Origin of the sequence: Pseudomonas sp. CK-NBRI-02 (genome assembly GCF_008124495.1) — a bacterium.
Classification (GTDB): domain Bacteria; phylum Pseudomonadota; class Gammaproteobacteria; order Pseudomonadales; family Pseudomonadaceae; genus Aquipseudomonas; species Aquipseudomonas guariconensis.
Genome location: NZ_VSJH01000006.1, coordinates 37,848 through 58,101 on the forward strand (window position 1 = coordinate 37,848; position 20,254 = coordinate 58,101).

General features: G+C 60.7%; 16 protein-coding genes. 8 read left to right on the forward strand and 8 right to left on the reverse strand.

All coding sequences use genetic code 11. The features are described from left to right. Positions 1–54: 54 nt before the first annotated feature. Positions 55–1,263, reverse strand: coding sequence for an ammonium transporter (locus tag DQ397_RS04535; RefSeq protein WP_043206721.1), 1,209 nt, complete (start codon positions 1,261–1,263; stop codon positions 55–57). A 289-nt stretch (positions 1,264–1,552) separates the two neighbouring features. Between DQ397_RS04535 and DQ397_RS04540 the strand changes: the two genes are divergently transcribed. From DQ397_RS04540 to DQ397_RS04565, 6 genes are all read left to right on the forward strand, one after another. Next, the gene (locus DQ397_RS04540) at positions 1,553–1,867 is read left to right on the forward strand and encodes a YqjD family protein (RefSeq protein WP_043206722.1); all 315 of its coding nucleotides are present in this window, start codon (positions 1,553–1,555) and stop codon (positions 1,865–1,867) included. A 9-nt stretch (positions 1,868–1,876) separates the two neighbouring features. Beyond that, on the forward strand, positions 1,877–2,251 hold the full coding sequence (locus DQ397_RS04545; protein WP_043206723.1) for a phage holin family protein: 375 nt from the start codon (positions 1,877–1,879) through the stop codon (positions 2,249–2,251). Next, the gene (locus DQ397_RS04550) at positions 2,248–2,577 is read left to right on the forward strand and encodes a hypothetical protein (RefSeq protein WP_043206724.1); all 330 of its coding nucleotides are present in this window, start codon (positions 2,248–2,250) and stop codon (positions 2,575–2,577) included. Before DQ397_RS04545 ends, DQ397_RS04550 begins: the two co-directional genes overlap by 4 nt. A gap of 75 nt (positions 2,578–2,652) precedes the next feature. Continuing rightward, the gene (locus DQ397_RS04555) at positions 2,653–3,984 is read left to right on the forward strand and encodes a deoxyguanosinetriphosphate triphosphohydrolase (RefSeq protein ID WP_043206725.1); all 1,332 of its coding nucleotides are present in this window, start codon (positions 2,653–2,655) and stop codon (positions 3,982–3,984) included. Positions 3,985–4,256: 272 nt separating this feature from the next. After that, positions 4,257–4,877 (forward strand): response regulator transcription factor, encoded by a 621-nt coding sequence (locus tag DQ397_RS04560; RefSeq protein WP_043206726.1) that lies wholly within the window; start codon positions 4,257–4,259, stop codon positions 4,875–4,877. Positions 4,878–4,885: 8 nt separating this feature from the next. Beyond that, entirely contained in the window at positions 4,886–8,506 is a 3,621-nt protein-coding gene (locus DQ397_RS04565) for a transporter substrate-binding domain-containing protein (protein ID WP_043206727.1), read from the forward strand. Between the two features lie 30 nt (positions 8,507–8,536). Here DQ397_RS04565 and DQ397_RS04570 read toward each other — a convergent pair whose 3' ends face one another. Continuing rightward, positions 8,537–8,884: a YggL family protein gene (locus tag DQ397_RS04570; RefSeq protein ID WP_043206729.1), complete on the reverse strand. Its 348-nt coding sequence runs from the start codon at positions 8,882–8,884 to the stop codon at positions 8,537–8,539. A 187-nt stretch (positions 8,885–9,071) separates the two neighbouring features. Here DQ397_RS04570 and dacB point away from each other — a divergent pair, with 187 nt between their 5' ends. Then, entirely contained in the window at positions 9,072–10,535 is a 1,464-nt protein-coding gene (dacB, locus tag DQ397_RS04575) for a D-alanyl-D-alanine carboxypeptidase/D-alanyl-D-alanine-endopeptidase (RefSeq protein ID WP_043206731.1), read from the forward strand. Positions 10,536–10,797: 262 nt separating this feature from the next. Here the strand turns inward: dacB and DQ397_RS04580 are convergent, their stop codons facing one another. After that, a complete protein-coding gene (locus DQ397_RS04580) occupies positions 10,798–13,191 on the reverse strand; it encodes a diguanylate cyclase (RefSeq protein ID WP_043206732.1) in 2,394 nt (797 codons plus the stop codon). A 96-nt stretch (positions 13,192–13,287) separates the two neighbouring features. Next, complete coding sequence (gene rlmKL / locus DQ397_RS04585; protein ID WP_090343852.1) at positions 13,288–15,480, reverse strand: bifunctional 23S rRNA (guanine(2069)-N(7))-methyltransferase RlmK/23S rRNA (guanine(2445)-N(2))-methyltransferase RlmL; 2,193 nt, start codon at positions 15,478–15,480, stop codon at positions 13,288–13,290. 553 nt (positions 15,481–16,033) lie between these two features. Here rlmKL and rmf point away from each other — a divergent pair. Beyond that, a complete protein-coding gene (gene rmf / locus DQ397_RS04590; RefSeq protein ID WP_080642046.1) occupies positions 16,034–16,249 on the forward strand; it encodes a ribosome modulation factor in 216 nt (71 codons plus the stop codon). A gap of 99 nt (positions 16,250–16,348) precedes the next feature. On the opposite strand, the gene DQ397_RS04595 is transcribed toward rmf, so the two are convergent. The 4 genes from DQ397_RS04595 to DQ397_RS04610 all read right to left on the reverse strand — a co-directional run bounded on the left by DQ397_RS04595 (position 16,349) and on the right by DQ397_RS04610 (position 20,254). Beyond that, positions 16,349–17,374 (reverse strand): quinone-dependent dihydroorotate dehydrogenase, encoded by a 1,026-nt coding sequence (locus tag DQ397_RS04595; RefSeq protein ID WP_043206735.1) that lies wholly within the window; start codon positions 17,372–17,374, stop codon positions 16,349–16,351. A 230-nt stretch (positions 17,375–17,604) separates the two neighbouring features. Continuing rightward, positions 17,605–18,639, reverse strand: coding sequence for an OmpA family protein (locus DQ397_RS04600; protein WP_043206737.1), 1,035 nt, complete (start codon positions 18,637–18,639; stop codon positions 17,605–17,607). A 110-nt stretch (positions 18,640–18,749) separates the two neighbouring features. Then, positions 18,750–19,316 (reverse strand): RNA polymerase sigma factor SigX, encoded by a 567-nt coding sequence (gene sigX, locus DQ397_RS04605; RefSeq protein WP_043206738.1) that lies wholly within the window; start codon positions 19,314–19,316, stop codon positions 18,750–18,752. A gap of 113 nt (positions 19,317–19,429) precedes the next feature. Further along, positions 19,430–20,254, reverse strand: coding sequence for a mechanosensitive ion channel domain-containing protein (locus tag DQ397_RS04610; RefSeq protein ID WP_043206740.1), 825 nt, complete (start codon positions 20,252–20,254; stop codon positions 19,430–19,432).

Genomic DNA, 20,254 nt, shown 5'->3' on the forward strand with positions numbered 1-20,254 from the left:
GGGAACGGGATATCCATTCTAGGACCATGCTTGCTCCCGCGCATCTGACGCGCGTCAATCTTGATTGGTCGCCCCGATGCGGTGCAGCGACAAGTCTGCGCCTTGGAATTCCTGCTCATGGCTAAGACGCAGCCCGTGTACCCGCTTGATCAGGCCATAGACCGCAAAACCACCAGCCAACGCCACGATGACGCCCGCCAGGCTGCCCACCAACTGACTGCCCAGACTGACGCCCCCCATCCCGCCGAGGGCCATCTGCCCGAAAATGCCGCAGGCGATACCGCCCCAGAGGCCGCATAGGCCATGCAGCGGCCAGACCCCGAGGACATCGTCGATCTTCCAGCGGTTCTGCGCCGCGGTGAAGCACCAGACGAACAGCACGCCAGCGATCAAACCCGTGGCCAGCGCTCCGACAGGGTGCATGACGTCCGAACCGGCACACACAGCCACCAATCCGGCCAGCGGGCCGTTGTGCAGAAAGCCCGGGTCGTTACGCCCGGCCAGCAAGGCCGACAAGGTGCCGCCGACCATGGCCAGCAGCGAGTTGATCGCCACCAACCCACTGACCCCTTGCAGGGTCTGGGCGCTCATGACGTTGAAGCCGAACCAACCGATGATCAGGATCCATGACCCCAATGCCAGGAATGGAATGCTCGACGGTGCGAAGGCCACCAGGCGCCCTTCGCGATAGCGCCCACGACGTGCACCGAGCAACAGCACCGCCGCCAGCGCCAGCCAGCCGCCCACGGCATGCACCACCACCGAGCCGGCAAAGTCATGGAACGGTGCTCCGAAGCGCGCTTGCAACCAAGCCTGCAGCCCGAAGTTGCCGTTCCATACCACGCCTTCGAAGAGCGGATAGACCACCGCCACGATCAAGGCCGTGGCGCACAGCTGCGGCACGAAGCGAGCGCGCTCGGCAATGCCGCCGGAGATGATCGCCGGGATCGCCGCCGCAAACGTCAGCAAAAAGAAGCATTTGACCAATGCATAACCGTGGTCGTCGGCCAGCGTTGCGGCGGGCTGGAAGAAGCTCACGCCATAGGCCACCCAATAACCCACGAAGAAGTACACCAAGGCCGAGACCGCGAAATCGCTGAGGATCTTCGATAAAGCGTTGACCTGATTCTTGTGACGTACGGTCCCGACCTCCAGAAAGGCAAATCCCGCATGCATGGCGAGCACCAAGATGGCGCCCATGAGGAGGAACAAGGTATTGGAGCCGTGAACGAGGGAGTCCATCGCGCTGTGCATGTTTTCCATGAATAGGCAGACCTGCTGAAAAGGCACCAGGACAGTTCAAGAGCCCGCATCCCTGCACCGATTCGGTGCCAGGCCTTTGCCCTATTTCGGTGAGCCGGGCGCGACCTGCGTGGTTTTTTCTTGGGTTTGTCGTGGATTGGGTTAAGGTTTATCGGTATCGCATGGCCCGCGCACGCATTCGGCGCGGCCACGCTCCGTGAGGTAGCAAGGGCCGTACCAGCGGCCATACTGAACCTTCCGCCAACCCCATCACTCGAAATAGCCACACACTTTTACAGGGAGAGCCTCCATGGCCAGCAAACCGGCAAAGACTGCTCAAGAGATACTGATGGCTGACTTCCAGGCGTTGGTGCGCGACACCGAAAAGCTGCTCGCCGACACCGCCAACCTGGCAGGCGACCAGGCCGACGAACTGCGTGAACAGCTTCATGACCGTCTGGCCCAGGCCCGCGAAACCCTGCAACTGACACAGGACTCGGTCCGCGAACGTGGCCAGGCAGCCTTGGGCAGCGCCGAGCAATACGTCCAGGAAAACCCTTGGCAGGCCATCGGCATTGCCGCCGGCGTTGGCCTGTTGATCGGCCTGCTGGCCAGTCGACGCTAAGGGGTGAGCATGGAAAACGACGCCCCCGGCACCAGCGCATCCGGCAAGCGCCTCGGCGCGGCGTTGCTCGGCCTGCTGCACAGCCACATCGAGCTGTTCGGCATCGAGTTGCAGGAACAAAAATCCCGCACCCTGAGCCTGCTGCTGTTCGCAGGCCTCGCCCTGGTCTTCGCCCTCCTGCTGTTGACGGCCCTGTCGGGCTTGGTGCTGGTGTTGCTGTGGGACAGCTATCGCCTGGCCGGCATCATCGGCTTGTGCGTGTTCTACGGCATCGCCGCCCTGTACTGTGGGCTGCGCCTGAAAGCGGCGGTATTCGATGAGTCGTCCCCCTTCAGTGCCACCCTCGAAGAACTCGCCAAGGACAGGGAGCGCCTATTGCCATGAGCCTGCCCGAACTGCCCAACACCCGTAATCCCCGTGAACTGCGCAAGGCGTTACTGCGCCTGCGCCTTGAAATGCATCGCCAACAGATCCACCACGAATCGGCGCAACTGCTCGAGCCGGTCCGCCGCCTGCGTGGCATGGGCGATTCATTGCAAGATGGGCTGGGGATCAAGCATGCGCCGCTCTGGGGCCTGGGCGCTGTGGTCGCCCTGGGATTTCTCACCGGCAAAGGCGTGCGCAGCGGCAACCTCGGCAGACTCGTGCGCCTGGGGACTAGCCTGGCACCGCTGGTGCGATTGTTCCTGCGCAACAGTCGACGCCCCTGATCGATCGCGCCCGCTGCTTGCACGGGCGCGCCCGACACGGGAAGCTATGGCGTCCACCTGACGGGAGATCGAGCCTTGGACTGGCACACCCTGCTGACCCGCGAACGCCTGGGCAAAGCCCTGTACAGCCCCGAGGAACTGGGGCGCAGCCCCTTCCACAAAGACCATGACCGCATCATCTTCTCCGGTGCCTTCCGCCGCCTGGGGCGCAAAACCCAGGTCCACCCCGTTTCGAGCAACGATCACATCCACACCCGCCTGACCCATTCCCTGGAGGTCAGCTGCGTCGGTCGCTCGCTGGGCATGCGCGTTGGCGAAACCCTGCGCGAGCGCTTACCGGCCTGGTGCGAGCCCAGCGACCTGGGCATGATCGTGCAGTCGGCGTGCCTGGCCCATGACATCGGCAATCCGCCTTTTGGCCACTCCGGCGAAGATGCCATTCGCTACTGGTTCCAGCAGGCCGCCGGACGTGGCTGGCTGGACGACATGAGCGATGACGAGCGCGCAGATTTTCTCAACTTCGAAGGCAACGCCCAGGGGTTTCGTGTACTGACCCAACTCGAATACCACCAGTTCGATGGCGGCACCCGCCTGACCTACGCCACTTTGGGTACCTACCTCAAATATCCATGGAGCGCCCGCCACGCCGACGCCCTGGGCTATAAGAAACACAAATTCGGTAGCTATCAGAGCGAATTGCCGCTGCTCGAGCAGATCGCCCGCAAGCTCGGCCTGCCGCAGCTCGAACAGCAGCGTTGGGCGCGCCATCCGCTGGTATACCTGATGGAGGCGGCAGATGACATCTGCTACGCCCTGATCGACCTCGAAGACGGCCTGGAGATGGAGTTGCTGCAGTACGCCGAAGTCGAGGCCCTGCTGCTCGACCTAGTAGGTGACGATTTGCCCGAAACCTACCGTCAACTGGGGCCCACGGACTCACGGCGGCGCAAACTGGCGATTCTGCGTGGCAAGGCAATCGAGCACTTGACCAACGCGGCAGCCCAGGCCTTCGTTGAACAACAGACCGCCTTGCTTGCCGGGCACCTACCTGGCGATCTGGTCGAACACATGCACGGTCCAGCCAAGCGTTGCGTGCTCCAGGCCAAGGACATGGCCCGCAAGAAAATCTTCCAGGACAAACGCAAGACCCTGCACGAGATCGGTGCCTACACTACCCTCGAGATTCTCCTCAATGCATTTTGTGGAGCGGCATTGGAGCAGCACGGCGGGCGTACACCTTCCTTCAAGAGCCGACGTGTACTGGATTTGATCGGCAATCACGCTCCAGACCCGCACGACTCGCTGCATACAGCCTTCCTGCGCATGATCGATTTCATCGCCGGCATGACCGACAGCTATGCCAGCGAGATGGCCAGTGAAATGACCGGACGCTCCAGCCCTCCCTGAGGGCTGGGTACCCAATAGTCTTGAGGGCTAGTAATTGAAGGAAATTTCTTATTAGCCCTCAACAGAATTAAACACTTATCAATATCTAAAAATAAAAAGTTACTAAACCAGGTGCCTTTGGCGACGTCAACACGCTCAATTCGTAGCGCGCGTAGCTTTTTACTGTAGGCATTTTCCCATATGCGAGTCGTGGCAGCTCCTCGCATGTCCGACGACTTCCAACTGAGCTAAGGTGCGCATTATTTCCGACACCCGCCGCATGGAAGTTGAATATGCACTCTGTATATATTGTCGATGATCATCCCGTTATCCGCATGGCGGTTCGCATGTTGCTGGAAAACCAGAATTACAAGGTCGTCGGTGAGTCGGACAATGGCGTCCATGCCATGCAGATGGTCCGAGAGACACGTCCCGACTTGGTGATCCTCGACATTGCCATTCCCAAGCTCGATGGCCTCGAAATCCTGTCCCGCTTCCAGAGCATGGCCTTGCCCTTGAAAGTGCTGGTACTGACAGCACAATGCCCCGCCCTTTTCGCGGTGCGTTGCATGCAATCGGGAGCCGCCGGATATGTCGGCAAACAAGAGGACCTGAGCGAACTGCTTAGTGCAATAAAAGCCGTGCTCTCCGGTTACAACTATTTCCCCAGCCAAGCGGTTAACACCAGCCAGATTATTCCAGACCACGAGATACGACTTTTCCGACACGTTAACGACAGAGAACTTATGGTTTTGCAACTTTTCGCCCAAGGAAAGAGCAATAAGGAAATTGCGAAGGGCATGTTTCTGAGTAACAAAACCGTCAGCACCTACAAAAAGCGCTTGATGCAAAAACTTCAGGTCCAGACGCTGGTCGACCTGATTGATGTCGCCAAACGCAACGCGCTGGTTTGAGGTGCGACATGGGGCGGTACCTAACCTGCCTGTTTATCGTTGCCCTTGCGCTGGCTTGCCATCCAGCGCACGCCCACCAAAACAGGCCCAAAGCACTTAACCTCCTGACGCGCTCGTCGCTAAAGCCGGTTCTGCCAATGCTGACACCGACCCAGCGCCAATGGCTCGCTGAAAAACAAGAGTTGGTGATCGGTACATCCTTCCCGGACTACCCACCTTTCGATATCACCACAGGCGGGCGCGACTACCAGGGGCTCACCGCTGAATACGCTGGCCTGATCGGCATTGCGTTGGGATTGAAGGTCCGCGTGCTGGGCTTCGACAGCCGCCAGTCAGCGATCGAAGCGCTCAAGCATGGCCGGATCGACTTGCTTGGCAGCGCCAATGGTTATGAAGCCGTCGCAGGCCTTGCGCTCTCTCGTCCTTATGCGATCGACCAGCCAGTGCTGGTGACGCGAGAACATGAGCGCCGCGTACTGGATGACGAACTCAAAGGGCTGCGCCTGAGCATGCTCTATCACTATCTCTCGCCCAAAGAGGTACTCAGTGCCTATCCGAAGGCCGAACTGCTGGCATTTCGCTCCTCCACATTGGCGCTGAACGCTGTCGCTTTCGGCCAGGCCGACGTGTTCATTGGCGATACGATTTCGACCCATTACCAACTCAATCGCGGCCATCTCCCGCCTTTGCGCATGGCGAGCTTCGGCAAGCACGAGGCCATTGGCTTTAGTTTCGCCCTGCGCCGCCAGGACACCATTCTCAAGGAGGTGATCGATGCGACCCTGGAGAGCCAGACACCCATCATGGCCGCCAGCATCTTCAAGCGTTGGGGGGCGGGAAGCGATTATCTGCTGACTGATCGCAAGCTTCAGCTCTCGGCCGGCGAAGAGCAATGGCTGCGGGAACATCCGGTGATGCGCGTGGCGATCAACGAGACCGCCGCTCCGGTTTCCTACTTCGACAGCAACGGCAACTTTCGCGGTATCGCCGCCGATCTGCTGGACCTGATCCGGCTGCGCACGGGTCTGCGCTTCGAGATCGAGCGGGCCAGCGGCATCCGGGACATGCTGGCCCGACTCAAGGACGGCCGGGCCGATGTCATCGCCGCCATTTCCAGCGACGAAAAGCACGATGGCGCCCTGCATATCAGCCGGCCGTACCTGGAAAGCACCTATGTACTGGTCACCCGCGCAGGCAGTGACCAGGCGGCGTCCCTGGAGCACCTGCAGAACCGGCAGGTCGCGATCACCCGCGACAGCATCATGGCCGGCTTGCTCTCGGCCCGTTACCCGAAAATCAGCAAGATCGAGACCGACAGCCCATTCTTTTCCATTGCGCTGCTAAGCAGTGGTGAAGTCGATGCGGCCATCACCACCCTGATCGACGCCAACCATGCCCTGGCCGGAAACCCGGACTTGGTCATTCGCAGTACGATCGGCAGCGAGCCGGCCACAGTCGCGATGGCCACCAACAGCCAGGCCCATGCACTGGCGTCGATCTTGGACAAAGCCTTGCAAAGCATCTCGCCGGAGGAGCTTGGCGTGATCAACAATCGCTGGGGAGGCTATCGGCTGCATGACGACGTGTATTGGCGGGAGTTTCGTCGCCTGGCGCTGAAGTTCTTGCTGGCAGTCGGCTTGCTGTTGCTTTTGGCACTGATCTGGAACGCGCACCTACGGTGGCAGATCAGGCAACGCAAATGCGCCGAGCGGGCACTCAACGACCAGCTTGAGTTCATGCGAGCCTTGCTCAACGGCACCCCTCATCCGATGTATGTGCGGGATCGTGAAGGGCGGCTGCAAAGCTGTAATGACAGCTACTTGCAGGCTGTCGATGCCCAAACCGACGAGGTCATGGGCAAGCGACTGGATGAAAGCCCGGGTGCTGATCGGGAATATACCCAACAGATGGAGGCCGACTACGAGCAAGTCATGGCCGCCGGCACCCCCTTGATCCTGGACCGTCCACTGCGCATGGGAGGACGGGAGCTGACCATCTACCACTGGATCCTGCCCTATCGCGACTCCCTAGGTGAAGTCCAGGGGATCATCGGTGGCTGGATCGACATCAGTGACCGTCGCGAGCTGGTCCAGGAGCTGCGCCTGGCCAAGCAACGTGCCGACGACGCCAACCGTGCTAAAAGCACCTTCCTGGCGACCATTAGCCACGAGATCCGCACGCCTATGAATGCAGTCATTGGCATGCTGGAGCTGGCAGTGCGCCGGGCGGATCGCGGGCAACTGGACCGGCCATCCCTGGAGGTCGCCTACCATTCGGCAAAAGACCTGCTCGGGCTCATCGGCGACATCCTGGACATCGTCAGGATCGAGTCCGGCCATTTATGCCTTTCCCCGGAGTCGGTCGATCCCAGCGTTCTGGTCGAGTCAGTGGCCAGGGTATTCGCTGGCCTGGCGCGACAGAAAGACCTGGCCCTGCAAGTGGTCATCGCGCCAAACGCCCGTTGCCACGCGCTGCTCGATCCACTGCGGTTCAAGCAGGTGCTGTCGAACCTGGTCAGCAATGCCATCAAGTTCACTGACCAAGGCCAGATCCAGATCAACTTGCTCGTGAACGAGGACACCGATCGCGATGGCCCGTGTCTGGAACTCAAAGTCCGCGACACCGGCATCGGGATCCACGAGGAGGCACTCAAGGAGCTGTTCAACCCGTTCGTCCAGGCCAATCCACACAGCGAGGGAGCAAGGGCTGGAACCGGTTTGGGATTGGCGATCAGTCATAGCCTGAGCGAGATGATGGGAGGGACGCTGAGCATCAAGAGCCTGCCTGGCGTCGGCACTCAGGTGACCCTGGTAATGCCCCTGCAACGCGTCGAAGCGCCACCGGTGACCACCCCACTGGTGCAGGACGTGGAGACACCGAACAGCGGGCTGAACGTACTGGTCATCGATGACCACCCGGCCAACCTGTTGTTGATGGAACAGCAGTTGAGTTTCCTGGGGCTGAGCCTGTCCGTAGCCAGCGATGGCCGAGAAGGGCTGGAAAAATGGCGCGCGGGCGGTTTCGATGTGGTGATTCTCGACTGCAACATGCCGCAAATGAACGGCTACCAAGTCGCTGAAGCCATCCGCGCGATAGAGCGCCAACGCGACTGGCCACGCTGCCTGATCCTTGGCTACACCGCCAACGCCCAGCCGGAAGTCCGTCAGCGTTGCCTGGACGTTGGCATGGACGACTGTCTGCTCAAGCCGATAGGCCTGCACACGCTGAATCAGCGCCTGGCAGGCATCGAACCGAGTTGGCATGCGTCGCCAAGGCGCAGGGCAAGCAAACGTCTCGCCCTTGAGGGCCTGTCCGCCATCGTTGGTGACGACCCGGACAGCCGTACTCGACTCCTCAACGCCTTACTGGAAAGTTTGATACAAGACCTGGCCACGCTGATGGCCATCGACCCGAAAGATGCACGGGCCATTGCCGCTCAGGCACACAAGATCCTCAGCACGGCCAGGATGCTGGAAGCCAGGGATCTGATGGAGGCGTGTGAAGCACTGGAGCAGGAAAACTTGCCATTGGCACAGCTAAAACTGCGACGGCAGGTATTGGCACGGCATATGCGCCGAACAGAGAAAGCGCTGGCCAGGCATTTGCAACACCCGGCCAGGGCTGGATGAGCAGCGCGTAAAAACGCTGCTCGGGGCGGATCAGGAAGCCTGGGTGTTGATTGGCTTGTCCGGATACCAAGCGTCCAGCAGCGGGCTGAGTTCGATTTTGGTCAGTTCGCTGCGGCCCTTGAGCCACGCTTCGACAATGGCGCGCTGCTCTTCGCTGACCGAGCCACGCTTGGCCAGGCAAACCAAGCCGAAGTCATCACCACCGACGTAATCCAGGCCGTTGGCATCCATGGCTTCAGCGAGGAAGGCATCGAGGAAGGCATCGATGGCTTCGTCGGACAGGTCTTCCTTGAATTCCAGGTTCAGTTCGAAACCCAGCTCCTGGAATTCGTCCACGCACAGTTTCTTGCGCAGACGACGGGAACGGTTGGTGGCCATGAAACTATCCTCTTGAGTATTAACGCGCGGCACTTTACCAGTTTCCGGGCGGCTGCGGCGCTTTTCCGTCGAACATGGCCCATGGAGGATGCGCTTGGGGCATAATGCGCACTATATTTCGTCCTGGGGCCATCATCTTGTACAGCCCCAATGTCACTTTCCCTCGTCCGCAGGGTTCAAATTGCACATGATCAAAACGCTCCGTCCCCTGATTCTCGCCAGCCTGTTCCTGCCCTTCGCCATGCCTGGCCAGGCCGCGCCCGTCAACACTACCCTCCCGCCGAAAGTGCAACAGGCGCTCAAAGCCAACAAACTGCAGGACTCAGCCCTGTCCCTGGTGATGCTGCCGCTCAACGGTCCCGGCACGCCCACCGTGTTCAACGCCGATGTCTCGGTCAACCCGGCCTCGACCATGAAGCTGGTGACCACCTACGCGGCGCTGGAACTGCTGGGCCCCACCTTCCAGTGGAAAACAGAGTTCTACACCGATGGCACCCTGAGCAACGGCGTACTCAACGGCAACCTGTACCTCAAAGGCGGTGGCGATCCGAAACTGAACATGGAAAAGCTCTGGCTGCTGATGCGTGACCTGCGCGCCAACGGCGTGCGCACGGTGACGGGCGACCTGGTGCTGGATCGCAGCCATTTCGTTCAGCCCAACCTGCCGCAGTTCAATGACGACGGCGGTGATGTGAACAAGCCGTTCCTGGTCCGCCCCGACTCGCTGCTGGTCAACCTGAAGGCCCTGCGCTTCGTGGCCCGCAACGATGGCGGAAAAGTCACTGTGGCCATGGAGCCGCCGCTTGCGAACGTGCGCATCGACAACCAGGTCAAGGCCGTCGCCTCCAGAAAATGTGCAGGTGATGTACGTTACAACCCGGTCACCCAGGCCGACGGCGTCAGCGTAGTCGTCAGTGGCCAGCTTGGCGAAGGCTGCAACTCACAGACCTATCTGTCGCTGCTCGATCATCCGACCTATGCCGCCGGTGCGGTGCGAGCGATCTGGAACGAACTGGGCGGTAGCATTCAGGGCCGCGATCGCATCGAGAACGTGCCCAAAGGTGCACGCCTGCTGGCACGGGCATTCTCGCCGGACTTGGTCGAGGTGATCCGCGACATCAACAAGTACAGCAACAACACCATGGCCCAGCAGCTGTTCCTGAGCCTGGGTGCGCAGTTCCGCACGGATGCCGACGGCGACGACGCCCGCGCAGCCCAGCGTGTGGTACGTCAGTGGCTGGCGAAAAAAGGCATCACCGCGCCGCACCTGATCATGGAAAACGGCTCCGGCCTGTCCCGTGCAGAGCGGGTCAGCACTCGCGAGATGGCGGCGCTGCTGCAGGCAGCTTGGAAGAGCCCCTACTCCGCCGAATTCATCAGTTCCATGCCGCTGGTAGGCATGGATGGCACCATGCGCAAGCGGCTCAAGCGCACGGCCATGACCGGTGAAGGGCACATCAAGACCGGCACCCTGAACACCGTTCGGGCGATTGCCGGGTTCAGCCGGGATAGCAATGGAAACACCTGGGCGGTGGCGGCGATTCTGAATGATCCCAAGCCCTGGGGGGCATCGCAGGTGTTGGATCAGGTGTTGCTGGATCTTTACCGGCAGCCGAAGGTGGGAAGTACTGCGGCGGCTGGCGTGCCTTGATCGGCTTGGGCTTTCAGATAGTGTGATATCCATTCTGGGTGGGGCGCCACCGGCGCTTTTCGCCTTTACGGCGACCTACTTTGCTCGCAAGCAAAGTAGGCAAAACCGCTGGCTCCCACATCCGGCCTCCTGAGGTCACGATCGGCGGCGACTGAACTACAGCGCACCAAAGGCAAACAAGCTAATTAATGTGTTGTTTGTTCCGGCCAATTCGCGGGTAAATCAGAGCGCCGAACCGCCGCGCCTACAGGCAATCCCACCCTCAGCGCAACTCCGCCTCAACCCGATCCCGCCCCGCCTGCTTGGCCGCATACACCCCGGCGTCAGCCCGCAACAGCAACGCATCAGCTCCCTCCCCCGGTCGCCAACCCGCCACTCCAAAGCTCGCCGTCACCCGGCCCACTCCATCGACCGGAACACTGCGAACCCCCTGCCACAGCTCCAATGCCAATGATCGTGCCTGCTCGGCATTGCTACCCGGGCAAAGCACCATGAACTCCTCGCCCCCCAAACGGCAAAACACATCGGTACGCCGCAGGCGACTGCCGATCCGCTGGCAAAGGCTGCGCAACACATGATCGCCCACCGCATGGCCGTACTGGTCATTGATCCGCTTGAAATGATCGATATCCAGCATGATCACCGCCAGCTCCAATCCGTCACGCTGTGCACGCTCCAGCTCGTTCTGCAATCGTTCCTGGAAATGTCGCCGGTTATGGATGCCGGTCAAGGCATCGGTGACCGAAAGCGCCCGAAGCTCTTCCTCCACCCGCTTGAGGTCGGAGATGTCCGTCTGGTAGCCATGCCACAAGGTGCATCCTCCTTCACCGATTTCGGGGGTAGCTTCCCCGCGCACCCAGCGCAGGCCCGCCTGAGGCAGTATCACGCGGTACTCCTCACGCCAGGGTGTCAGGTGCAAGGCCGAATAACGGACCGAGCGACGGACGCGCTCCAGGTCATCGGGGTGGATGCGTTCGAACACCGCCGATGCATCCTCACGCAGCGTCTTCAGATCGACTTCATAGATATCGTGCAGGCCTTGGCTGGCATAGGGGAAACAAGAGTGTCCGTCGGCATCCAGGCGGTACTGGTAGATCCCGCCGGGCACTTCGGCGCTGAGCTTCTCCAACAACCGATCACGGGCCGCCAGCGCTTCATGGACGCGCCGCCGTTCGGTGACGTCGATGCAGATGGCCAGGTAGCCAACCCACAACCCCTGCTCGTCCAGTACCGCAGTGACCAGCATGTTGGCCAGCAGGTGGCTGCCATCCTTGCGCACCAAGGTCCACTCCCCTGCCTCGGTCCCTTTTTCCTGCACGGTCTCGGCAAACATCGCCTGGCCACCGCCGATCTCGCGTCCATAGCGCACGCTCAGGGCGTGGGCGCGCTGGCTGAGTTCCTCAGGGGGGACCAGATCCTCCAGCCGCAACTGACCAATGGCTTCGCTTGCCGAATAGCCCAGCATGCGCTCGGCACCGGCATTGAAGGTACTGACCAGGCCCTTGAGGCTGGTGGCGATGATGGCGACCTGTGTCGCGGCGTCCAATACGCTGCGCAGCTGATTGTGGGTATCGCGCAAGGACTGCTCGCTGACCCGCAATTCGCCAGTGCGCTGATCGACCAGTGCCAGGGCACGCTGACGCTGGCTGAACAGGCTGTAGAGCAAGGCACTGAGCAAGACGCTGAGCAAACCACCCAGCAAACTGACCGCCACCACCGCGGAGGAGCGGTTGGCTTGGAGAAAAGCCCGGCTGGGACGGATATCGAGCTGATAATGGTGATCGGCCAGATGCAAAAGGTGGGTGCTGGCCAATGGCACCTGGGCGACGGTGTTGCGTGAGTCGAACAGCACCTGCGGCCCTTTGGCTCCGGAGGCATCGATAATGCGCACCACCAGGTTGTCATCCGCGGCAGGCGGCAGCCCTTCGGCGACCAAGCGCTGCATGCTCAGCAACGCCATGACATAGCCAGAAGGCAACCCACCGGGATCACCATCAGCGAACACCGGCGCCACGACCAGCACCCCACGGGTATAGGTAGGCTCGACATTGATCATGTCCAGCGGCGCAGAGACCGCCATGCTGCCGGGTGACGTAGCCCGAACAAGGGTGGCCTCGCGAAGGGGCTGTCCACGCAAGTCCAGGCCGTAGGGCTGCCCTTGCAGGGACGCCGCCTGGGTATAGAGCACCGGATAGTAATAGTCACGCGTGGGCGCAGGATGCCAGATACCCTGTGCGTCCTGATCACGGATCTGATACGCCTGCCCAAGCCAGGCACTGGCACGTCGCTCGAAATCGGCGCGTTGTCCAGCATCGACCCGGGGCGCCCAGGAATACGCCTGGGTCCGGTACAACAGTGGCCGCGCGTAACCGTCGAACTCCTGCGGGGTGATTTCGTTGGAATAACTGAAAAACCGTCGCAGGCCATCCAAGCGCTGCTCCTGGTCCTCGAAACGTTCGGCGATGCGACTGTAGCGCTCGTTAGCCAACAGCTCGAAGCGCTGACGCAGTTGCTGCGTGTAGAAGCTCTGCGTGGCAATGGCCAAGGCCGCCGTCAACAGACCGCCAGCGACCAGGACCACCAACGCCACCCCCCAGGCGGGCAGCGCTTCGCGGAACATGCCGAGCACCTTCGCACGAACGCCACACTTCGACATAAAGCAATCTCATCACGTCAGCGTCCTGCGAATTGTCGGGCCCTTCGCGTCAGTTATAGCTATTGGCCACTAGCCACGCAACCTCATACACGCCGCTTATCGCGCCTGAATGCGCCACGCCCGGTGGATTCGATTGTTGCGCGCGAAATCAGGATCCAGGGTCTGATGACTGATCTCCTCGACGGCATATCGCTCGACCAGACTCGGATCGAGCTGGAATTTGCGGAAGTTGTTGGAGAAGTACAGCACCCCGCCTGGCGCCAGGCGTGCCATGGCCAAGTCCAGCAACTGCACATGATCGCGCTGCACATCGAACACCCCTTCCATGCGCTTGGAATTGGAGAAGGTCGGCGGGTCGATGAAGATCAGGTCGTAGCTGTCCCGGTTGCCTTCCAGCCAGGCCATCACGTCGCCCTGCTCCAGGCGATGGCGGTCCGAAAAACCGTTGAGCGCCAGGTTGCGACGCGCCCAGTCCAGATAGGTCTTGGACAAATCGACACTGGTGGTGCTGCGGGCCCCGCCCTTGGCGGCGTGCACCGTGGCCGTCGCGGTATAGCAGAACAGATTGAGGAAGCGCTTGCCCGACGCCTCGCGCTGGATGCGCAGACGAATCGGACGATGGTCGAGGAACAAGCCGGTGTCCAGATAGTCCGTGAGGTTCACCAGCAGCTTTACACCCCCTTCGTTCACCTCCTGGAAGCGGCCTTCGGCACCTTGGCGCTCGTACTGACGCGTCCCACTCTGGCGCTCCCGGCGCTTGAGCACCACACGCTGTGGGTCGATACCCAGGGCCTGCGGGATGGCGGCCAAGGCATCGAGCAGACGCGCTTGAGCCTTGTCCGGATCGACAGAGCGTGGCGCGGCATACTCCTGCACGTGCACCCAGTCTTGGTAAAGGTCCACCGCCAGGGCATATTCGGGCATGTCGGCGTCATACAAGCGGTAGCAATCGACCTGCTCGCGACGGGCCCACTTGCCCAACTGCTTGAGGTTCTTCTGCAGGCGATTGGCGAACATTTGCGCGCCTTCGGACAGGCGCGCCGGTTCACTGGCCACGGCTGCCGGACGCTGCGCAGCGCCTGCATCCGGCTCGGCCGGGCGACGCTCGCCGGTAACGAACTGGTCGGGCTGAACCTTGAATAGCAGCAGCTTGCACGGCAAGGCGCCGTTCCAGAAGGCGTACTGCTTGTGGCTGCGAATACCCATGCGCTTGCCCAGCTCGGGGGCGCCAGTGAACACTGCCGCCTCCCAGCCCAGGCAGGCTTGACGCAAACGCTCCCCAAGGTTTTGGTAGAGGTACAGCAGGCTGGCTTCGTCACCCAGACGCTCACCGTAGGGTGGGTTGCTGATGACCAGGCCTTTCTGGTTCTGGTCCGGACGCGGTTCGAAACTGCCGACTTCGCCCTGATAGATCTTCACCCAGTCGCCCAGACCTGCGCGCTCGACGTTGTTACGCCCCGGCTGGATCAGCCGCGGATCGGCCTCATAGCCGCGGATCCACAGTGCAGGCTTGGCCAGACCCGCCTGGGCGCGGGCCTGGGCTTGCTCGTGAACTTTGCGCCACAACGCCGGCACATGGCCAAGCCAGGCCGTGAAGCCCCACCGCTCACGCTTGAGGTTGGGCGCGATATCCGCGGCGATCATCGCGGCTTCTACCAGGAACGTGCCCACACCGCACATCGGGTCGGCCAACGCGCCGCCTTCGGCGGCGATGCGTGGCCAGCCGGCTCGGATCAGCACCGCCGCCGCCAGGTTCTCCTTCAAGGGCGCAGCACCTTGCTGCAGACGGTAACCGCGTTGATGCAGGCTGTGTCCGGACAAGTCCAGGGAGAGGATCGCCTCGCCACGATCCAGGCGCAGATGCACACGCACGTCAGGATCAATCTTGTCCACGGACGGGCGCTGTCCTTCGCGGTTGCGTAGCTTGTCGACGATCGCGTCCTTGACCTTAAGGGCACCGAAATGGGTGTTGTCGATTCCGGAGCCATGACCACTGAATTCCACGGCCAAGGTGCCGTCAGCAGCCAAGTGATCTTGCCACTCGACCCCATGCACGCCGTCGTAGAGCTCATCGGCGTTTTTCATGCCGAAGCGCTTGAGCACCAACAACACGCGGTTGGCCAGACGCGACCACAGGCACAGGCGGTAAGCGGTTTCCATGTCGGCCGAGCCACGGATGGCAGAGGTGTGCTCCCGCACATCATCCAGGCCCAGGCTACGGGCCTCCTCGGCGAGCAGGCCTTCAAGACCTTTGGGGCAAGTGAGATAAAGTTCGAAACGGTCCGACATGAGCAATCCAGAGCCTTGGGCTGATTGAGTGACGGGCCGACGCATCGTCCCGCCGATGTTTGCCCGCACGCCCCTCCAGCAGGCGTCCGGGTGGCCTTGCCCGCAGTCCGGGAAAGCCGGGCCACCTGAACGACAAGCCCCTTCGCACCCTGCGAAAGTGGGTTAGATCGTCAGGCAGTATGAAAATTTCCAGCAACGCGGCCACGCATGTGACCCTTCGTCGCATTTCAAATTATTACTGCACACCCGACCACGACGCTGGCCAGATGACTGCAAAGGGCATTAAACCCTGATCATAGCGGGCTTAAGGACAAATCACGTTGAGTCGCAATTATTTACTTATCCTTTGACCCTATGAAACGTTACGTCCTTATGACAAATCGATCATTCACACTGTGACCCGCTTTGGTTAGAACTGGTCTCAGGTTGTCTCGCAACGAGGCAACACTTTCTGCTCGCCACGCCGGCAGCGAGCGCACACCGGCAGAACGATTCTGCCCGGCCTCGGAGAGGCCGACGGGACATTACAGTCAACAAGTGAGGGCAACACCCTATGAGAAGACTTAAGCGTGATCCGTTGGAAAGAGCATATTCACGTGGCTACCAATACGGGGTTACCGGCAAATCCCGCGAACTTTGCCCCTTCAATCTGCCATCCGTTCGTCAAGCCTGGATCAATGGCTGGCGGGAGGGCCGGGGCGATAACTGGGATGGTATGACCGGCACCGCAGGCATCCAGAGACTCAACGAAAATCACGCCGTTGGCTGAGACGAGGACACTGAATTCGAGTCACCATGCGCGCCCTATCCGGGCGGCGGGCTGAGGCCCAGGGGCCCCTTCAAGGGGCCCTTTTTTATGCCTGCCTTTTTACGGACGTGGCATGGCAGCAATCGCGTCCACTGCCTCACGGATCAGCGCCGGCCCTTTATAAATGAAGCCCGAGTAAATCTGCACCAGGCTCGCGCCGGCAGCGATCTTCTCGGCTGCATGACGCCCCTCGGTGATACCGCCTGCGGCGATGATCGGCAACTTACCGGCCAGCTCGCCTGCCAGAACTTTCACGGTGTGGGTGCTTTTTTCGAGCACTGGCGCGCCGGACAGCCCGCCCGCCTCTTCACCGTACGGCAGGCCTTGGACACCTTCGCGGCTCAGGGTGGTATTGGTCGCGATCACTGCGTCCATGCCTGTCTCGAGCAACGCAGAGGCCACCATGGCGGTTTCTTCATCAGTCATGTCCGGGGCGATCTTGATCGCCAGCGGCACACGCTTGCCATGCTCACTGGCCAGTTGTTCGCGGCGCACGGCCAGCGCCTGGAGCAGTTGCTTGAGCGAGTCGCCGAACTGCAGGGTACGCAGACCTGGGGTATTGGGCGAACTGACGTTGACGGTGATATAGCTGGCGGCTGTATAGACCTTTTCCAGGCAGATCAGATAGTCATCCACCGCGCGCTCGACCGGGGTATCGAAGTTCTTGCCGATATTGATGCCCAGCACGCCGTCGAAGCGCGACGCACGTACCCGCGTCAGCAAATGATCGACACCCAGGTTGTTGAAGCCCATGCGATTGATGATCGCAGTGGCCTCTGGCAGCCGGAACAGTCTCGGCTTGGGGTTGCCAGGCTGCGGGCGTGGCGTCACGGTACCGATTTCGACAAAGCCGAAACCGAGCTGGGCGAAGCCGTCGATGGCGGCGCCGTTCTTGTCCAGACCTGCGGCAAGGCCCACCGGATTGGCAAAGTTCAAGCCCATGACTGTCACCGGCAGCGCCGCCGGCTGCTTGCACAGCAGGCCATTGAGACCGAGGCGGCCACCGGCGCCGATCAGGTCTAGGGAGAGGTCGTGGGAGGTTTCCGGGGAAAGCTTGAACAACAGCTGGCGGGCCAGGGTATACATGGGCGGGCAAGACTCGCGGTGAGTGAGGGGGCGATTATAGCCACCGCGCGGCTCGGACGACAGGGCTCTAGGCTCATGGGTTGCTTGTCAGTTCCACATCGCGTGCCCTAAGCGGACGAGAATCCCTGGAAAACAGGCGTGCAGCAATTCTCCTGGGACCCTCACCGGGCGTCCCCCGAAAAAAGAAAAACCCGGCCGAGGCCGGGTTTTTCATGAAGCATCAAACCAAATTACTTGGCCTGGGCTTCGACCTGAGCTTCAACGCGACGGTTGATGGCGCGGCCTTCTTCGGTGGCGTTATCAGCAACCGGACGGGTCTCACCGTAGCCAACCGAGTCGATACGGCTGGATTCAACACCGTACTGCTGGGTCAGGACCTGCTTGACAGCATTGGCGCGACGCTCGGACAGCTTCTGGTTGTAAGCGTCTGGACCAACGGAGTCGGTGTGACCTTCAACGGTGGTGGTGGTCTGTGGGTACTGCTTCATGAAGTCAGCCAGGTTCTTGATGTCACCGTAGCTGTTTGGCTTGACGACCGACTTGTCGAAGTCGAACTTGACGTCCAGCTCAACACGTACGACTTCGGCAACAGCCGGGCAGCCGTCGGCGTCAACGGTAACGTTGGCCGGGGTGTCAGGGCACTTGTCGACGTTGTCGCAAACGCCGTCGTTGTCGCTGTCGGAGCAGACTTCAGCAACAGGAGCCGGAGCAGCTTCAGCTTGCTTCGGGCTACCGCCGAAGTTCATGCCGATACCGACGCTAGGAGCCCACTCGGTGTCGCCCTGGTCGATGTTGTACTGAGCTTCAACGCCAGCACGGGCGTAGAACATGTCAGTGATGTACCACTTGGCGCCAGCGCCAACGTTGGCGAAGGTGGAGTGGTTACGACCACCACGGCCGGTCTGGCCCAGGCTCTGGTGCGAGAAACCAGCCGAAACGTACGGACGGATGGCGTCGTACGGGTTGTTGAAGTGGTAAACGGCGTCCAGGGCAGTGTTGGAGCCCTTGATGTTCTTACCGTCTTCGCCACGAGCGTTGTGAACTTCGTCATAGCCCAGACGCAGTTCGACGTCGTCGGTCAGGAAGTAACCGATCGAGCCACCGAACAGGTTGCCGTCGTTCTTGAAGTCGCGCTGGCTGTCGAAGAACTCTTTCTTGTAGAAGAGTTCGGTCTCGACGGCGCCTTGACCTTGTGCCAGAGCGCCAAACGAAGTGGCGGCTACAAGCGAACCAATGGCCAAGCCCAAGGTGTTTTTCAATTTCATCCGTTAAATCCCCATCTGGTGATAGTTAAGCAGTCCCACCAACATCCGGGGGACAACTCGACGGCAAGTCTAGCAGAACTTGCCGGTTGGTTAGAGATATTTACGCGGTGCTAAGTTTCAGCCAGCCCCGTAAATTTCTCTCTAAGCTTGTCGAGCGCACGCTTGTAGCGCATTTTCGTGGCGCTCAGGCCCATGTGCATGATGTCGGCGATCTCCTGAAATTCCAGCTCTGCGACAAATCGAAGCACTAGGATTTCCCGGTCGATCGGGTTCACATGCACCAGCCATCTGTCCAGTCCGCCCTTCTCTTCGGCCTTGGGTGCCTTCTCTTCGGACGCCTCTTCAACAGGGTCCAGACTCAAGGCATCCATCAACCGTCGCTTGCGACGCTCCTTGCGGTACTGGGTAATGCATTCGTTGTAGGTGATGCTGTAGAGCCAGGTCTTGAACTTGGACTTACCCTCGAAGTTCTTCAGACCGTAGAGCACCTTGAGCATCACTTCCTGGCAGACATCGTCGGCATCCCGGTCGTTCCCCAGATAACGCGCGCAGACGTTGAAAAGGGTCCGCTGATAGCGCCGCATGAGTTCTTCATAGGCGCGCGTTACGTGATACAGCTCCTCATGCGAACGCGCCACCAACTCCTCATCGGTGAGCTCACGGGGGTCATAGCGCATGGGCGGCGAGTGAACTTTATTCAAAACGGATCTGGCCGACAGTCAGGTCAATGTCGCCGCGCGGCCCCCTTGGGCCGTTTTCGCGGCGGCATACATTAACAGCTTTTGTGCGGTTAGCGGCTATTGACTCGCTGTTCGAGCAATTCTCGATTTGAAAGCGACACCAATTCGCCATCATCGGTCAGCAGGGTCGTCTTGACCGTACCGATCTCCTCGATATGCCCTTCAACCTCTCCAATCCGCACCTGCTGGCCCACTTGATAGAGTTCGCGCACGTAGATGCCTGCCAGTATTTGCCCGGCAATTTCCCGGCTGCCCAGCCCCATCGCCAACGCAACGGCCAGACCAACGGTAATCAGGCCGATGACGATGACATGGTTGAGCAGATCGGTCTTGACCTCCAACTGGCTGATCGCAACCGAGATGCTGATGATAATCACCAGGCCTTGGGCGATACGCCCGACGCCTGCGGCATACTCCAGACCGACGCCTTCGGCAGCGCCACGTACCAAGCCATTGGCCAACTGCGCCAACAGCACGCCAGCCAGCAGCACTAGAGCTGCGCCAAATACCTTGGGCAGGTAGAGGGCGAGCATGTCCAAGGTGGCCGAGACACGCTCAAGGCCCAAGGACTCGGCGGCCGAAACCAGGAAAATCAGCAACACGAACCAATAGACGATCTTGCCGATCAAGGTAGAAATCGGGACCTGGATGCCCACCCGGCTGAGCATCTTGGTCAGACCGGTACCGCTCATCAGGCGGTCCAGGCCGAACTTGGCCAGCAGTTTGGACAACAACGTATCGAGCAGCTTGGCTACCACGAAGCCGAGCAACACCACGACCAGGGCGCCGAACAGGTTCGGGATGAAGTTCGCCACCTTGGTCCAAAGGGCGGTCATGGCGGTGACCAGGCTCTGGGTCCAGAGATCGAGTTCCAT

Excerpts from the sequence above, each read along its gene's own strand:
- DQ397_RS04560 (WP_043206726.1), top strand. The coding sequence starts at position 4,257 with ATGCACTCTGTATATATTGTCGATGATCATCCCGTTATCCGCATGGCG.
- sigX (WP_043206738.1), bottom strand. The coding sequence starts at position 19,316 with ATGCGCTATGACCCCCGTGAGCTCACCGATGAGGAGTTGGTGGCGCGT.
- DQ397_RS04570 (WP_043206729.1), bottom strand. The coding sequence starts at position 8,884 with ATGGCCACCAACCGTTCCCGTCGTCTGCGCAAGAAACTGTGCGTGGAC.
- DQ397_RS04545 (WP_043206723.1), top strand. The coding sequence starts at position 1,877 with ATGGAAAACGACGCCCCCGGCACCAGCGCATCCGGCAAGCGCCTCGGC.
- DQ397_RS04535 (WP_043206721.1), bottom strand. The coding sequence starts at position 1,263 with ATGGAAAACATGCACAGCGCGATGGACTCCCTCGTTCACGGCTCCAAT.
- DQ397_RS04600 (WP_043206737.1), bottom strand. The coding sequence starts at position 18,639 with ATGAAATTGAAAAACACCTTGGGCTTGGCCATTGGTTCGCTTGTAGCC.
- DQ397_RS04540 (WP_043206722.1), top strand. The coding sequence starts at position 1,553 with ATGGCCAGCAAACCGGCAAAGACTGCTCAAGAGATACTGATGGCTGAC.
- DQ397_RS04595 (WP_043206735.1), bottom strand. The coding sequence starts at position 17,374 with ATGTATACCCTGGCCCGCCAGCTGTTGTTCAAGCTTTCCCCGGAAACC.
- DQ397_RS04565 (WP_043206727.1), top strand. The coding sequence starts at position 4,886 with ATGGGGCGGTACCTAACCTGCCTGTTTATCGTTGCCCTTGCGCTGGCT.
- DQ397_RS04550 (WP_043206724.1), top strand. The coding sequence starts at position 2,248 with ATGAGCCTGCCCGAACTGCCCAACACCCGTAATCCCCGTGAACTGCGC.
- DQ397_RS04610 (WP_043206740.1), bottom strand. The coding sequence starts at position 20,254 with ATGGAACTCGATCTCTGGACCCAGAGCCTGGTCACCGCCATGACCGCC.
- rmf (WP_080642046.1), top strand. The coding sequence starts at position 16,034 with ATGAGAAGACTTAAGCGTGATCCGTTGGAAAGAGCATATTCACGTGGC.
- DQ397_RS04580 (WP_043206732.1), bottom strand. The coding sequence starts at position 13,191 with ATGTCGAAGTGTGGCGTTCGTGCGAAGGTGCTCGGCATGTTCCGCGAA.
- rlmKL (WP_090343852.1), bottom strand. The coding sequence starts at position 15,480 with ATGTCGGACCGTTTCGAACTTTATCTCACTTGCCCCAAAGGTCTTGAA.
- dacB (WP_043206731.1), top strand. The coding sequence starts at position 9,072 with ATGATCAAAACGCTCCGTCCCCTGATTCTCGCCAGCCTGTTCCTGCCC.